Origin of the sequence: Streptomyces sp. NPDC058459 (assembly GCF_042721685.1) — a bacterium.
In the GTDB taxonomy this organism is placed as follows: domain Bacteria; phylum Actinomycetota; class Actinomycetes; order Streptomycetales; family Streptomycetaceae; genus Streptomyces.
Genome location: NZ_JBHXLV010000042.1, coordinates 1 through 13,877, shown reverse-complemented (window position 1 = coordinate 13,877; position 13,877 = coordinate 1). Strand labels below are relative to the sequence as shown.

13 protein-coding genes and 1 pseudogene are annotated in these 13,877 nt (G+C 71.9%); 8 read left to right on the top strand and 6 right to left on the bottom strand.

Annotated elements, in window-relative coordinates; genetic code table 11:
- Positions 1-186: 186 nt before the first annotated feature.
- The 4 genes from ACFWN1_RS11245 to ACFWN1_RS11230 all read right to left on the bottom strand — a co-directional run bounded on the left by ACFWN1_RS11245 (position 187) and on the right by ACFWN1_RS11230 (position 3,938).
- Positions 187-1,314, bottom strand: a complete 1,128-nt coding sequence (locus ACFWN1_RS11245) for a hypothetical protein (RefSeq protein WP_384359942.1) — start codon at positions 1,312-1,314, stop codon at positions 187-189.
- On the bottom strand, positions 1,305-2,213 hold the full coding sequence (locus ACFWN1_RS11240; RefSeq protein WP_384359940.1) for a 2-dehydropantoate 2-reductase N-terminal domain-containing protein: 909 nt from the start codon (positions 2,211-2,213) through the stop codon (positions 1,305-1,307). Before ACFWN1_RS11240 ends, ACFWN1_RS11245 begins: the two co-directional genes overlap by 10 nt.
- A complete protein-coding gene (locus ACFWN1_RS11235; RefSeq protein ID WP_384359938.1) occupies positions 2,210-3,397 on the bottom strand; it encodes a phosphotransferase in 1,188 nt (395 codons plus the stop codon). The genes ACFWN1_RS11240 and ACFWN1_RS11235 overlap by 4 nt, the downstream gene beginning before the upstream one ends.
- A gap of 364 nt (positions 3,398-3,761) precedes the next feature.
- Positions 3,762-3,938 carry a hypothetical protein gene (locus ACFWN1_RS11230; protein WP_384359936.1) on the bottom strand — a complete coding sequence of 59 codons (177 nt, stop codon included), beginning with the start codon at positions 3,936-3,938 and terminating at the stop codon, positions 3,762-3,764.
- Between the two features lie 402 nt (positions 3,939-4,340).
- On the opposite strand from ACFWN1_RS11230, the gene ACFWN1_RS11225 reads away from it, so the two are divergent.
- The 5 genes and pseudogenes from ACFWN1_RS11225 to ACFWN1_RS11205 all read left to right on the top strand — a co-directional run bounded on the left by ACFWN1_RS11225 (position 4,341) and on the right by ACFWN1_RS11205 (position 8,377).
- Complete coding sequence (locus ACFWN1_RS11225) at positions 4,341-5,645, top strand: XRE family transcriptional regulator (protein WP_384359934.1); 1,305 nt, start codon at positions 4,341-4,343, stop codon at positions 5,643-5,645.
- Entirely contained in the window at positions 5,642-6,160 is a 519-nt protein-coding gene (locus ACFWN1_RS11220; protein WP_384359932.1) for a GNAT family N-acetyltransferase, read from the top strand. Before ACFWN1_RS11225 ends, ACFWN1_RS11220 begins: the two co-directional genes overlap by 4 nt.
- A 54-nt stretch (positions 6,161-6,214) precedes the next feature.
- Positions 6,215-6,472, top strand: a pseudogene (locus ACFWN1_RS11215) (enoyl-CoA hydratase); the annotation flags it as partial.
- On the top strand, positions 6,460-7,065 hold the full coding sequence (locus ACFWN1_RS11210; RefSeq protein ID WP_384359930.1) for a TetR/AcrR family transcriptional regulator: 606 nt from the start codon (positions 6,460-6,462) through the stop codon (positions 7,063-7,065). The pseudogene ACFWN1_RS11215 and the gene ACFWN1_RS11210, both read left to right, overlap by 13 nt.
- Before the next feature lie 283 nt (positions 7,066-7,348).
- Positions 7,349-8,377, top strand: a complete 1,029-nt coding sequence (locus ACFWN1_RS11205) for an isopenicillin N synthase family dioxygenase (protein WP_384359928.1) — start codon at positions 7,349-7,351, stop codon at positions 8,375-8,377.
- A gap of 75 nt (positions 8,378-8,452) precedes the next feature.
- Here the strand turns inward: ACFWN1_RS11205 and ACFWN1_RS11200 are convergent, their stop codons facing one another.
- Positions 8,453-9,553, bottom strand: coding sequence for a citrate synthase 2 (locus ACFWN1_RS11200; protein WP_384359926.1), 1,101 nt, complete (start codon positions 9,551-9,553; stop codon positions 8,453-8,455).
- A 170-nt stretch (positions 9,554-9,723) separates the two neighbouring features.
- Here ACFWN1_RS11200 and pdxH point away from each other — a divergent pair, with 170 nt between their 5' ends.
- Positions 9,724-10,416 carry a pyridoxamine 5'-phosphate oxidase gene (gene pdxH / locus ACFWN1_RS11195; RefSeq protein ID WP_384359982.1) on the top strand — a complete coding sequence of 231 codons (693 nt, stop codon included), beginning with the start codon at positions 9,724-9,726 and terminating at the stop codon, positions 10,414-10,416.
- 373 nt (positions 10,417-10,789) lie between these two features.
- Positions 10,790-12,154, top strand: a complete 1,365-nt coding sequence (locus ACFWN1_RS11190; RefSeq protein WP_384359924.1) for a PAS domain-containing protein — start codon at positions 10,790-10,792, stop codon at positions 12,152-12,154.
- A 37-nt stretch (positions 12,155-12,191) separates the two neighbouring features.
- Here ACFWN1_RS11190 and ACFWN1_RS11185 read toward each other — a convergent pair whose 3' ends face one another.
- Entirely contained in the window at positions 12,192-12,947 is a 756-nt protein-coding gene (locus tag ACFWN1_RS11185; RefSeq protein WP_384359922.1) for an SIS domain-containing protein, read from the bottom strand.
- 225 nt (positions 12,948-13,172) lie between these two features.
- Between ACFWN1_RS11185 and ACFWN1_RS11180 the strand changes: the two genes are divergently transcribed.
- Entirely contained in the window at positions 13,173-13,865 is a 693-nt protein-coding gene (locus tag ACFWN1_RS11180; protein WP_384359920.1) for a metal-dependent transcriptional regulator, read from the top strand.
- Positions 13,866-13,877 lie beyond the last annotated feature (12 nt).

The window sequence follows — 13,877 nt, the reverse complement described above, 5'->3', positions numbered from 1 at the left end:
TCTACGGCCACGCCCCCGGCCGAGACGGCATGGCAGCGTGCCGAGGGCAGCCGTGCGATGGCGGTGCAACTCGCCGAACAGCCGTTGCAGGCACAGGACATGACGCTGTCCTTGAGGACGGTCAGTCCCCCGTGCGGCTTCTCGGGGCCTTCGGGTCGACCGGGGGCCGGCAGGCGGGGGAACCGCTCAGCGGACGGTGATGATCTCCTCGGCGGTCGTGGTCAGCAGCGCGGCGGACGCCTTGGTGTCGTGGCTGAGGAGCAGCGACCGGCGCGGCAGCCGGGCGAGATGCTGGGCGAGGGCCTGTGTGCCGGTCGCGGTCGTGGGGGTCAGGTCGAAGATGTCGGGGTAGCGGTCCTCGGTCGTCCGGTCGAACACATCCGCGTCTGTGAGCGTCCGTCCGTTCTCCACGAGAGCCGGAACCGCGTCAGGGCTCATGGCCGGGAAGAGGAGACCGGCCGCGCGAGCCTCGGTGGCGAGGGTGAGGCCGAGCCATGAGCCGAGCTGATCGGGGAAGAACTGGGGCTTCAGCTCCTTTCCGGTGTCCTTCCACAGCGGTTCGCGGCGGTCGTCCACGAGAGCCTGTGTCACCGTGGGGTGCTGGGTGGGGTGGAGCTGTCCGCCGGCGAGCACCTTTTCCCGCACCTGGTCGTACAGGCCGGTCGCATCGAGCAGGCCGAGGCCGAGGGCGGCGGCGGACGGCCATGGGAGCACCCTCACCCGGCCGTCGGGCTCCGGGCGGACGAAGACGCGGTCATTGGCCAGCAGGCCCCACCCGCCCAGGGCGAGGAGGAGCCCGGCCGTGGTCTTGCCCGCACCCTTGTCGCCGAGGGTCAGGACAGCGTCACCGTTTCGGGTGGCGGCGGAGGCGTGCAGCACGGTCCATCCGTCGGCGAGGAGTTGCCCCCGGACGAGTTCGCGGGCGAGGCGGGCGGCGGCGACGGCGACCGGTTCGAGTGCATCGCCGACGATGACCAGGCGGCGGCCGTTGGCCTGGTAGCCGATCCGCTCGTCTGGCTGCACGGCGTGGGTGATGCCGTCCGCGCGGCCAACGAGTGTCCGGGCGTTCGCGTAGGTGGTCTCTTCGGGGCTGAGGTCCGCGACGAGGGCGGCGATGTCGTCCACGCGGCCCGGGTCGGTGTCGGCGAGGACCAGGCCCCCACCGGTGAGGGAACCGGGACCCGGGTCGTCGGCGGCAGCGGCGTTCCACCAGGGTCCGAAGTAGCGCGCGGACCAATCGGTGATCGCCGCCGTTCGGCTGGCGACCGTGACGGTCGCGGTGTCGGCGTGGATGCGGATCGCGGTCAGAGACACGTACGGGCTCCTTGTTCGTAGTGACTGATTTGGCTGTAGGCGGCTTGGAGTCTGGTGCGGGCCGTGAGCAGGCCCGCAGTCTCTTGGGGGTCCAGCGTCAGAGGCTGAACAGTCGGGCGACCTGCGCGGATGTGTAACCGGACTCCGAGCCACACGCCCCCGTGGTCGACGGACAGGACATCGGTTCCGTCCTCGACGTCCAGGAGCTTGCGCAGGGCGGACAGAACGGCAGCGGCCGGGCCGTGCCTGGTGCGGCCTGTCCCGGCGTTGATCCGGCGCGGCCGGTCGGCGAGTTCGCCGCGGATCAGCTCCAGTGGCACGGTGCACGGGGCGCCGTGAACGGTGGTGGTCGAGGCGCAGATGACCGCACCGTCACCGTGTTCGCCGATCACGTAGCCGTCCACGGCCGAGACGGGTACGCGGTGATGGGCTGCGAGGGCGGCACGATAGCGGGCGGTGTCGGTTGCCGATCCGATCCCGTACGTGGGGGCTCCGCTGATCGTGGCGAGGAGCCGTGAGAGGACATCCACGGGGTTGGTCACCACGACGACGGGGCGCGTGTAGCCGCTGAGCTTGCGGCCGAGTTCGGCGATCAGCGGGGCGTTCGCGTCGAGTCCGGCCATACGCACGTCGCGGGTTGCGGTGTTGGCGAACGTGGCCCGGGGGCAGATCACCACGGCGTCCGCCTGGTCCAGTTCGGTGACGGTGGCCGCCTGTGCGCGGGTGTCGGAGTGGACGACGTGGGCCATGTCCTCCAGATCAGCGATCAGACCAGCGGAGTTCTCGGCCGTGCGGGAGGTGATGAGCAGCCGGTAGCACCAGGGCTCGCCGACGAGGAGCGCGGCGACGGTCTGGCCGACCGCGCCGGCGCCGACGATGCCGACCGTGTGGCCGGTCACCGGGCCGCCGTCCGGGTCACGGTCCGCAGGGCGAGAAGCCACGCGGTGTCTGGGTCGGTCCCGGACACAAGGGCCGCGCTCACCAGGTCCAGCAGCGTGCACAGCGCTTCTGTCCGGTCGATGACGGCTTGTACGCGCTCGGGCAGCGGCAGCGTGGCGGGGGCGCTGAGGTAGGTGGAGAGGATGTTCACCGTGTCCATCAGCCACGTCACGAGCAGCTGGCGCAGCCACAGGCCCCGCATGGCCCCGCCCAGCGGGCGCGTCTGCCCGGCCACGAACGCGGCGATCCCGTCCGCCACCGTGACGGCCGGGCCGTCCACGTGCGGGGCGGTGATCAGTGCGAGGACCGTGCGTGAGACGAGTTTCGCGATGTCGTGGTGTGCTGGCCCGCGCGAGAGGCCTGGGTCGATGAACGACGGCGCTTCCGCAGGGCCGTCGGGCCACAGGATGTGTTCCGGCTTCAAGTCGCCGTAGACGATCACCGCAGGGCCGATCGGCGGAGTGAGGCGGAGTTTCAGCAGCCGGGCCACGACCACGCCGACCACCGCGGCGACGCTTTGCCGGGAGCGCTCGTCGAGCCGGTCAACGCCGAGACGGCTCATGTAGAGACGGCCCGAGACGCCGTTGAACTTCCTGCGGAACGTGCTGTCGATGCTGCGCTCGGGGATCGCCGCAGAGTCGATCAGAGCGGCCACCTGCGGGTGCTGGAGAGCCTCAAGAGCGGTCACGGTGGCGCCGAGCAGGTCGCCGGTCCGCGCCGGGTCTTCGACGATCAGATCAGCGAGGGTCGGGCCCGTTGTGGGCTCGGTGAACAGCACTCCGGCCGCGTAGCCGGTGCACCGGCCGACCCGGACGCCGACCGCGTCCAGGACGCGGAGCTGCGCGGCCTCCCGAGCGAGCAGCGAGCCGGGAGAAGAGGCGTAAGCGGCCTGCGCCGCACGGACCGTGTCGCGGTCACCGGCCACACCGCGCAGCACGGAGACGAGGGACAGGCCAAGGATCGAGTCCTTCGCGAACACGCTTCGGCCGCCGATGCCGGCGCGCTGTACGTAGCCGGTGACCGAGGGGACGTGATCGCCGAGCGTCAGTGGCTCGCCGGGCCACAGGGTGCCGGCGGCGCTGCGGATGCGGTCGGCGCTGAGTGCGAACAGGTCGGCGGTCTGCGGTAACGGGGTGGCGGTCAAGATGTCTCCTTGGCGGTCAGCGGTAGGGCGGCGAGGGATGTGCGGGCCCGTCGACGGGGATCAAAAGCGGGTGGCCGGTCGCCGTGCCGGTCCGTGTGGGGGGCGCGCCGGTCCGGGAGCACATCCGCAGACGGGCGGTCCGGCTGGACCGCGACCGACACGACGGCGCGAGCTGTATGTACCTGTGCCGCCCTGAGGGCGAGCCCCGCCACGACCGAGCCGAGTGATACGGCCCCGGCGGTGCGGCCGTCGCCGTACTGCGGGCGCAGGACCGGCGTACCGCGGCGAACATCCGTGAGGACGCCCACGCGGGATCGTCCGGGGTCGCGTACCAGGTCACCGACCCCGGCGCGGTGCTCTGCGGTCACCGGGTCGCCTCCGTGCCGGTCGCCTCCCACGCGGGCCGCTGACGGCGCCGGTTGATAACGTCGATCGCCGCTGCGGAGCCCTCGCCGTCACCGACCCGCTCCCGGTACTCCCGCCAGTCCGTAGATGTCCAGCAGTCCAGTGCGGCCGGGAATGCGGCGTCGTCACGGCTCATGGCGTCACCGCCGGGACGCCGTACATCGCCGCGCACGGATCGCACGCGTACAGGTCACCGGCCGGGTGTCGAGGTGACGCGGTCCCGGCGCACGACGTACCCGCGCGCTGCCGGTTCGTCGGCCGGTCGCGGTCGATGTTGGGAGCGTCCACCAGCCCCGGCGGCGTGGGGTGTGGGGTTGTGCTGCGCGTCGTCATGTCAGTTGCCTCGCGCTCACGTCAAGTCCGATGCCCCGCCCGTGCCCCTCGCGGGACTGAGGCACGAGCGGAGCCGTACACACCAGCTAACCCACAGTCACCCCACCGCGGACATGACGAAATCGCTCGGAGTGCCTGCGCGCGCACTGACGAATTGGCTCGCCTTTTACTTTCCGTGGTACTCCGCACCGCCTACCGTGAGCGCATGGCGGAGACCAGAAACGAGCACCTGGCCGCCTGGATTGAGCGTCACGGCATGTCGATTGAGGAGTTGGTGGACGCCGTGAACGACGCCATCCACGGCTTCACCGGCCGTCAGGGCACCACGTCTGAGCGGACCGGGTACCGGTGGCTGGCCGGCAAGAGCCGGTGGCCCCAGGAGCGCCAACGCATCGCGCTCGAACGGGTCACCGGCCTGACCCCCACTGACCTGGGGTTCGTGCCTCGGGGGAAGCTCACGACTACGCCATTACCCCCAGCAGCGTTACCGGAGGACCCTTCAGTGCACCGCCGCCGGTTCGTCGGCGCGGCCACCGGCACCGTCGCCGCCGTCGCCGCACCGCTCATCGCCTCCCCGGACTCCCGCCCGCAGCGCGTTGGCACCTCCGATGTCATCCGGCTACGGGACAGCGTGGAAACCCTCGTCCAGCTCGACGCCGCGCGGGGCGGACACACCGCCCTGGAACGCGCAGCACTCGCCGGAGCCGAAGAAGCTCTGAGTCTCCAACAGCGCGCCGCCACGCAGCGCGTACGCCAACGCCTGTACGCCGTCGCATCCGACTTCGTCTCGACGGCGGCATGGTCGATGATCGACGCCGGGCAGCTCGACGCCGCCGGCAGGAACCTGGATCGCGCACTGACCCTCGCCGGGATGTCCCAGGACCCGGACATGTCCATGCAGGTCTGGAACCTCCGGGCCATGCTCGCCCGTCAGCGCGACGACCACGTCGAAGCCATCGCCGCCGCACAGGCCATGCAGACGACGACCATTGCCCGTCGCTCCCCTCTGCATGCGTCTCTCGCGCACGCCCGGACCGCAATCAGTCTCGCGCACGCCGGAGACCGACCGTCAGCGGCCCTGCGTTCTCTCGGCCGCGCCGAAGACGCCCTGAGCAAGGTTGACTTGGCAGACCCGCGCCCGACCTGGATCGTTTTCTACGGGCCCGCTGAGCTGTACTCGCTCACCGCGATCGTGCGGGATGTCGTCGGTGATCCGGTGGAGGCTGAGGCCGCCTCGCACCGGGCGCTCGGCGCACTCCAGCACAGCTACCGGCGTAACCGCGGGCACACCACCGCACGTCTGGCCCTTGCCCAGCTCCACCAGGGCGACATCGAGCAGGCATGCGCCACCGGCGCGGCCGTGTTCGAGATCATGGCCGATGACCCGCTCCCCGGCCGCATGCGCCGACTCCTGGGCGACTTCCACCGCGACCTGATCACCCTTGCGCCCCCGCGTGTCGCGCACGAGTGGACCGACCGCTACCGGACCGAATGGAGCACCCCCGCATGACCACGGCGACCGTCGAACTCCGTCACTACGGCCACGACGACCTTCCCGGGATCCGGCAAACCCTCATTGACGTCCACGCCGACGCCTATGCCGACGACATGACCGAGTTCGACGAGCGGTTCCCGTGGTTCGTGGACCACTGGGGAGGCAATCCGGGCTTCGCGTGCGTCATCGGATACGAAGACGGCGAACCCGTGGGATGCGCGTACGGTGCTCCGGCCGCGCCGGGCCGCGAGTGGTGGCGTGAGCACCTGACGGAGCCGCCGGCAGACGACTCCACGTTCAGTGTGTCTGAGCTGATGGTTCGGCCGAGATGGCGCAAGACCGGCACCGCCGAGCGCCTGCATATGGCACTGGTGGAGAACAGGCCGGAGGCCCTGGCCGTGCTCCTGGTCGACCCCGGCCATCCCAAGGTGCAGGCTCTCTACGAGACGTGGGAGTACCGGAAGATCGGAAACCGTCAGCCCTTCCCTGATAGTCCCAATTTCACGGTGATGCTCCGCTGTCTTCGCTGATCAGAGGATTGCGCGGCCCGCTCTCCCCCCGGCGGACCGTCACCGAGCACTGTTGCCGTACGGCTCGGTCTGCTCGCGCTCACCGGCGACGACGTGGACGAGGCACTCGCCCCGGTGCTGGACGGCCTGCGCCGGTCCTCGCCCGAGGCCCTGGCCGCGACGAAGGTGCTGCTCACGGCTAGGGTGCTGGAAATGTTCGACCGGGACGCGGCCCAGCTGACCGCGCTCTCGGCCCGGCTGTTCTCCGCCCCGGAGGCGCGGGAGGGGATGACGGCCTTCCTGGAGAGACGGGATGCGGCATGGGTGGTGTGAGTACGGCGGCACGCGACCGCGTACCCAAGCAGGACCGCAGCCGGGCCACCCGGCTGCGGCTGCTGGAGGCCGCCGTGGCCTGCCTCGCCGAACACGGCTGGGCGGGCTCCACGGTCTCGGTCGTCGCCGAACGCGCGGGCGTCTCGCGGGGCGCGGCCCAGCACCACTTCCCTACCCGCGAGGACCTGTTCACGGCCGCCGTCGAGTACGTCGCCGAACGCCGCTCCAGCGCCCTGCGCGACCTCTTCCCGGACGGGCCCGGCGACCGCCGGGCCGTGGTCGCGGCCCTGGTCGGCCTCTACACCGGCCCGCTCTTCCGGGCCGCGCTCCAGCTCTGGGTGGCCGCCGCCAACGAGGAGCAGCTGCGTGGCCGGGTGACCGAGCTGGAGGCCCGGGTCGGCCGGGAGAGCCACCGGATCGCCGTGGAACTCCTCGGCGCCGACGAGGCCCGTCCCGGGGTACGCGAGAGCGTGCAGGGGCTGCTCGACATGGCGCGCGGACTCGGCCTCGCCACCCTGCTCACCGACGACACCGCCCGCCGCGAGCGGGTCGTGGCCCAGTGGGGGGCCCTGCTGGACGGCACCCTCGGCTGAGCCCGGAACCTGAGCCCGGAACCTGAGCCCCGAACCTGAGCCCGGAAGCTTGGGGGTGACCGGCGTCACGCTCGAAATCGAAGGTCCGCAGTACTCTGGGCCCATGCTTCCGATGCTCGTCCGACGCCGCCACGTGGATTACGTGCGTGTCACGAGCATGGGCTGTCGGCGCTCCGCCTGACCCAGCCCCCTCTCTCCCGCCTTCTTCTTCTCCTCGTCCGGCACCAGGGGGCCGCCACACTCCTCGCGGCTGCCCGTGCCCCGTACACCTCGCGGACGCACCATGACGACTCATGCGACGGACCTGTCGTACGCCCAGCTCCCGATCATCGACCTCTCGGCCGCCGACCGCAGTCCCGAGGAGCGGGCCCTGTTCCACGCCCGGCTGCACAGCGCGGCGCATGACGTGGGCTTCTTCCAGCTCACCGGGCACGGCGTGACCCGGGCCGAGACCGACGCCCTGACCTCGGCCATGCGGGCCTTCTTCGCGCTGCCCGAGGCCGACCGGCTCGCCCTGGACAACGTCAACTCCCCGCACTTCCGGGGCTACACACGCACCGGCGACGAGCGGACCGGCGGTGCCCGGGACTGGCGCGACCAGCTCGACATCGGCGCCGAGCGCCCGGCCCGCGTGCCCGGCCCCGGCGAGCCGCCGTACTGGTGGCTCCAGGGCCCCAACCAGTGGCCGGCCGCCCTGCCCGAGCTGCGCGCCGCCGCGCTCGCCTGGGTGGAGAAGCTCAGCGCGGTCGCCCAGCGCCTGCTGCGCGAGCTGCTCACCGCCATCGGCGCCCCGGCCGGCTTCTACGACCCGGTCTTCGGTGCCCACGCCCACCCGCACCTCAAGCTGGTCCGCTACCCCGGCAGCGCGGGCGACGGCACCGACCAGGGCGTCGGCGCGCACAAGGACTACGGCTTCCTCACCCTGCTCCTCCAGGACACGGTCGGCGGCCTCCAGGTCCAGCGCGACGACGGCCGCTTCCACGAAGTCCCGCCCCTGGACGGCGCGTTCGTGGTCAACCTCGGCGAACTCCTGGAGGTCGCCACCAACGGCTACCTGGTCGCCACCAACCACCGCGTGGTGAGCCCGCCCGCCACCACCGAGCGCTTCTCGGTCCCCTTCTTCTACAACCCGGCCCTGGACGCGAAAATAGCCCCCCTGCCTTTCCCGCACGCGGAAAAGGCCCGAGGCGTGTCGACGGACCCGTCCAACCCGCTTTTCGCGGAATACGGCTACAACGAGCTGAAGGGAAAGCTCCGAGCGCACCCTTTGGTGGCGGAGAGGCACCACGCGAATCTACTGACGTCCGCGTAGGTACCTCAGGGGCGCGGGGAACCGCGCGACCAGCCCCAACGGGGGCCAGCCGCTCTCCGCGCCCCGACCACCCACTCAGTGGGCGATATTCTCGAACCCGGAGATGTCAGAAGGCTTCCGAGTCCCAGGCCCCACGTACTCCGCGGAAGGCCGCACCAACCGCCCGGTCCGCTTCTGCTCAAGAATATGCGCCGACCACCCAGCAGTCCGCGCACAGGTGAACATCGAAGTGAACATGTGCGACGGAACTTCGGCGAAGTCGAGCATGATGGCCGCCCAGAACTCCACGTTGGTGGCCAGCACACGGTCCGGCCGCCGGTTGTGCAGTTCCTCCAGCGCCGCCTTCTCCAGCGCCTCGGCGATCTCGAACCGCGGAGCACCCAGCTCACGCGCCGTCCGCCGCAGCACGCGCGCCCGCGGGTCCTCGGCCCGGTAGACCCGGTGCCCGAACCCCATCAGCCGCTCGCCCCGGTCCAGAGCCTTCTTCACGTACCCGACGGCGTCACCCGTCCGCTCGATCTCCTCGATCATCCCCAGCACGCGCGAGGGGGCGCCCCCGTGCAGCGGCCCCGACATCGCACCCACCGCCCCCGACAGCGCGGCGGCGACATCCGCACCGGTGGAGGCGATCACCCGCGCGGTGAAGGTGGAGGCGTTCATGCCGTGCTCGGCGGCCGAGGTCCAGTACGCGTCGACGGCGGCGACGTGCTTCGGGTCCGGCTCCCCGCGCCAGCGGATCATGAACCGCTCCACGACCGAGCGGGCCTTGTCGATCTCCGACTGCGGCACCATCGGCAGCCCCTGCCCGCGTGCGGACTGGGCGACGTAGGACAGCGCCATGACGGCGGCGCGGGCGAGGTCGTCGCGGGCCTGCTCGGCGTCGATGTCCAGCAGCGGCCTGAGGCCCCACACCGGCGCCAGCATGGCGAGCGCGGACTGCACGTCCACCCGGATGTCGCCGGAGTGCACGGGGATCGGGAACGGCTCGGCGGCCGGCAGACCCGGTGCGAAGGCGCCGTCCACCAGCAGCCCCCACACGTTCCCGAAGGACACGTGCCCGACCAGATCCTCGATGTCGACGCCCCGGTAGCGGAGCGACCCGCCCTCCTTGTCCGGTTCGGCGATCTCGGTCTCGAACGCGACGACTCCCTCTAGTCCGGGTACGAACGCGGACATAAGGCGGCTCCTCAGTCTGGGTCGGTGGCGGTCATCACCGGTAGTGCCCCACACGCACGGGGGTCACCCGTTACGGGAGGCGGGAACAGCACGATAGCCCTGAGTGCCACTCTTGGGGAGTCCTTGCGGCACTCAGTGCCACGTTCGTACGATGCGGCAGGATGACCACCGTGACCGACCGCGATCTCACACCGAAGCCCGACCCGGCCGTGGACCCCGCGTTCATGCGCGAGCAGTACCTGGCGCACGGGCTGGGCGAGGACGAACTCGCCGCCCGGCCGATGGACCAGTTCGCCCGCTGGTTCGCGGACGCCGCCCGCGCCGCCGTCCTGGGCACGCTCTACGAGCCCAACGCCATGGTCGTCTCCACCGTCGGCCCCACCGGCCGCCCCAGCTCCCGCACGGTCCTGATGAAGGGCTACGACGGCGACGGCTTCGTCTTCTACACCAACTACGGCTCCCGCAAGGCCCGGGACCTCGCCGGGAACCCGCACATCTCGCTGCTCTTCCCCTGGCACCCCCTCGCCCGCCAGGTGATCGTCGGCGGGATCGCCCGGCGCACCAGCCGCGAGGAGACCGCCGCCTACTTCCACAGCCGCCCGCACGGCTCCCAGCTCGGTGCCAGGGCCAGCGCCCAGTCCACGGTCATCGGCTCGCGCGAGGTGCTGGACGACGCCTACGCCGAGCTGGCCGCCCGGTACCCGGAGGGCGAGGAGGTGCCGGTGCCGGAGAACTGGGGCGGGTTCCGCGTCGCGCCGGAGACGGTGGAGTTCTGGCAGGGCCGGGAGAACCGGCTGCACGACCGGCTCCGGTACACCGCCACGCCGGACGGCTCCTGGGCCGTCGAACGGCTCAGCCCGTGAGCGCGCAGACGGAACGACCCGCGAGTTCTGGTTCCTCCGCCGTGTGGCGGGGGAGCCGGCCGGACGGGCCGGCGAACTCGCGGGTCGGGTGACTGCTGGGATTGGGCCGGCCGCACGCCTGGATCACGCGCCGGTCCGGCACCGCACTCGGTGTGGTGACGGGCCGCTAGCCCGCAGCCACCTCACGCGTCCGGTTTCCATACATCTGCCGAACCACCTCCCTTCCGTGTACCGACAGCCTAAAAAACGGGCACGCGAGGTTCAAGTGATTTTCACCGCCGCAATCTGGCGGAACCGCGTGTGGGCCGGTTCACGGTCGAGTTGAATGACCATCGACGCCGTCAGCCGGACGGATCGTGCAAGGGGGACCAGGGTGAGTGCTTCCCGGCACAGTGGGACCACCGACGAGCTGGGCCCGGAGCGACCGGGCGGCGCCGATCTGCTCGCCGCCCTGCTGGACGGCATGGACGCCGCGCTGTGCGCCTTCGACGCCGACGGCACCGTCACCCACTGGAACCGCGAGGCGACACGCATCCTGGGCTGGAGCGCGGCCGAGGCGGTCGGGCAGCCCGGTTTCGCCGGCTGGGCGGTGCGCAGCGCCGACGCCGAGGAGGTGCGCGAGCGGCTGCGGGCCGCGATGCGCGCACCCGGCCGCCAGGTCCACGAGTTCGCCCTCGTCACCAAGGACGGCCGCCGCGTCCTCGTCCGCACCCAGTCGGCCGCGGTACGGGGGCCGGACGGCCGCCCGGCGGGCCTGTACTGCGCCTTCAGCGAGGTGCACACCCAGATCGACCTGGAGCGGTCCATCGCGCTGAGCGAGGCCCTGTTCGAGGACGCGGCCTGGGGCGTCGTCCTCATCGACGCCGACCTGCGCCCGGCCGTCGTCAACGCGCACGCCGCCCGCGCCCTGGGCGTCGGCCGCACCGGCGCGCTGGGGCGGCCGCTCGGCGAAGTCCTCGCGCGGGGCGTCGAGGAACTGGAGAACGCGCTCACCCATGTGCTCGCCGAGGGCGCGCCGCCCGGCCCCATCGAGCTGTGGCTGACCGTGCGTACGGCCGAGGGGGAGCGGCGGCGCTGCTGGCGCAGCGGGTTCGTACGGCTGGCCTCGCCGCTGGGGCAGGAGCCGGTGCCGCTCGGGGTCGGCTGGCTCTTCCAGGACGTCACCGAGGCCCGGCATGGTGAGCGTGAGGCGTCTCTGCTGCGGTTCCGCGCCAACCAGTTGCACCGTGCGGCCCGGTCCGCCGCCGAGTGCGAGGACCCCGCCGAGGCGGCCGTCGTCCATCTGGAGTTCGCCCTCGCCGGCTTCGCCGACCACGCCCTGCTGGACCGGCTGACCGACACGCGCGGGGAGACGGTACGGCTGGAGCGGCTCGCCGCCACGCCCGCCGGGACACCCGGCGCCGACGTCCACACCGGGCTGCCCGTCCGCTACGCCCCGGACCACCCGGCACCCCGGTGCACCGAGCGCGGCGGCACCGTACGCGCCGATGTGGACGGGGTACCGGCCGGGCGGGCGAACGACTGGGCCCGCACCCGGCACTGGCCCGCCGACACCGTCCACGCGCTGTGCACCCCGCTGCGCAGCCGGGGCCGCACCCTGGGCGTGCTGACCTTCCTGCGCGGCACCTCCCGCGACGGCTTCGACCGCTCGGACACGACGTACGCGGAAGAGGTCGCCGCGCGCATCGCCGGCGCGCTGGACCTGGCGGACGCGGCACGGGGCACGGGGCAGGTTTGACCCGCCGACGGCGGCAGAGGGACGGCGCTCTCAGTTCTCAGTGGTGGTAGAAGATCCGGTCGCCGTACTTCTCCATGATCCGGGCGTTCCACTCGTGCCCGCCGTCCACGTTCCCCGAGCGCAGCAGCGGGGGCTCCACGCCCCGGTCCGCCAGCGTGGCCGCGGCCGTCGCCAGTACGGACTGCATCAGGGCCGAGGTGACCACCGTGGAGGCGGGCGCGAAGGGCGCCGGGACGGTGCCTAGGGTCAGCTCCGCGTCCCCGACCGCGATCTTGGAGTCCAGTACGACGTCGCAGTGGTCCTTCAGGAACGTGCCCGAGGAGTGCCGGGAGGCGGTCTCGGTGGCGTAGGCGACCGAGGTGACGCCGATGACCTTGACGCCCAGGGCACGCGCGTGCTGGGCCATCTCCACCGGCAGCGCGTTGCGGCCGGACAGGGAGATGATCACCAGGGCGTCCCCGTCGCGCAGCGGGGAGCTGTCCAGCACGGCGGAGGCGAGGCCGTCGACCCGCTCCAGGGCGGAGCCGAGGACGGCCGGCGTGACGTCGACACCGACCGCGCCCGGGACGGCGAGCAGGTTCATCAGCGCGAGGCCGCCCGCGCGGTAGACGACGTCCTGGGCCGGCAGCGAGGAGTGGCCGGCGCCGAAGGCGAAGAGCCGTCCGCCCGACACGACCGTGTCCGCGAGCAGGGTCCCGGCGGCGGCGATGGCCCCGCGCTCCTCCTCGCGCACCCGCCGCAGCAGGCCGATCGCGGCGTCGAGGAACAGGTCGGCCGGCGTGCCGTCACTCATAAGGTGCCCCTTCGCGCCTCGGTGTCGCGGATCACCGTGCGGTCTGGACCAGCGCGGTGTCAATACGGCCCGCGGTTCCCGGCCGAAGGCGGCTGGTTCCCGCTGTTTCTCCGGCGTTTCCCCTGCGCGGCACGATTGTCGGTGGTATCCGGCAGAATTGAGTCCTGGGCCGGCGCACGCGCCCGGGAGCGGTGAGTTTTCGGCAGAGGTAATCGAGGGGCACGTATGTCCGGACTGATCGACACCACGGAGATGTACCTCCGCACCATCCTCGAACTGGAAGAGGAAGGCGTCGTCCCCATGCGCGCCCGCATCGCGGAACGGCTCGACCAGAGCGGCCCGACCGTCAGCCAGACGGTGGCCCGCATGGAGCGGGACGGACTGGTGTCCGTGGCCAGCGACCGCCATCTGGAGCTGACCGACGAGGGCCGCAGGCTGGCCACGCGCGTGATGCGCAAGCACCGGCTCGCCGAGTGTCTGCTCGTCGACGTGATCGGGCTGGAGTGGGAGCAGGTGCACGCGGAGGCGTGCCGCTGGGAGCACGTCATGAGCGAGGCGGTGGAGCGCCGCGTGCTGGAGCTGCTGCGCCACCCCACCGAGTCGCCCTACGGCAACCCCATCCCGGGTCTGGAGGAGCTGGGCGAGAAGGACGGCGCCCACCCGTTCCTCGACGAGGGCATGGTCTCGCTCGCGGACCTGGACCCCGGGTCGGACGGCAAGACGGTCGTGGTGCGCCGGATCGGGGAGCCGATCCAGACGGACGCCCAGCTGATGTACACGCTGCGGCGGGCGGGCGTGCAGCCCGGCTCGGTGGTCAGCGTGACCGAGTCGGCGGGTGGCGTACTGGTGGGCAGCGGCGGTGAGGCGGCCGAGCTGGCCTCCAGCGTCGCCTCCCACGTCTTCGTCGCCAAGCGCTGAACGGAGCAGGCC

What these genes read in the sequence shown, in the direction of transcription:
- ACFWN1_RS11200 (WP_384359926.1), bottom strand. Translation starts at nt 9,553, where the DNA reads ATGTCCGCGTTCGTACCCGGACTAGAGGGAGTCGTCGCGTTCGAGACC.
- ACFWN1_RS11230 (WP_384359936.1), bottom strand. Translation starts at nt 3,938, where the DNA reads ATGAGCCGTGACGACGCCGCATTCCCGGCCGCACTGGACTGCTGGACA.
- ACFWN1_RS11210 (WP_384359930.1), top strand. Translation starts at nt 6,460, where the DNA reads ATGGGTGGTGTGAGTACGGCGGCACGCGACCGCGTACCCAAGCAGGAC.
- ACFWN1_RS11180 (WP_384359920.1), top strand. Translation starts at nt 13,173, where the DNA reads ATGTCCGGACTGATCGACACCACGGAGATGTACCTCCGCACCATCCTC.
- ACFWN1_RS11225 (WP_384359934.1), top strand. Translation starts at nt 4,341, where the DNA reads ATGGCGGAGACCAGAAACGAGCACCTGGCCGCCTGGATTGAGCGTCAC.
- ACFWN1_RS11185 (WP_384359922.1), bottom strand. Translation starts at nt 12,947, where the DNA reads ATGAGTGACGGCACGCCGGCCGACCTGTTCCTCGACGCCGCGATCGGC.
- ACFWN1_RS11205 (WP_384359928.1), top strand. Translation starts at nt 7,349, where the DNA reads ATGACGACTCATGCGACGGACCTGTCGTACGCCCAGCTCCCGATCATC.
- ACFWN1_RS11220 (WP_384359932.1), top strand. Translation starts at nt 5,642, where the DNA reads ATGACCACGGCGACCGTCGAACTCCGTCACTACGGCCACGACGACCTT.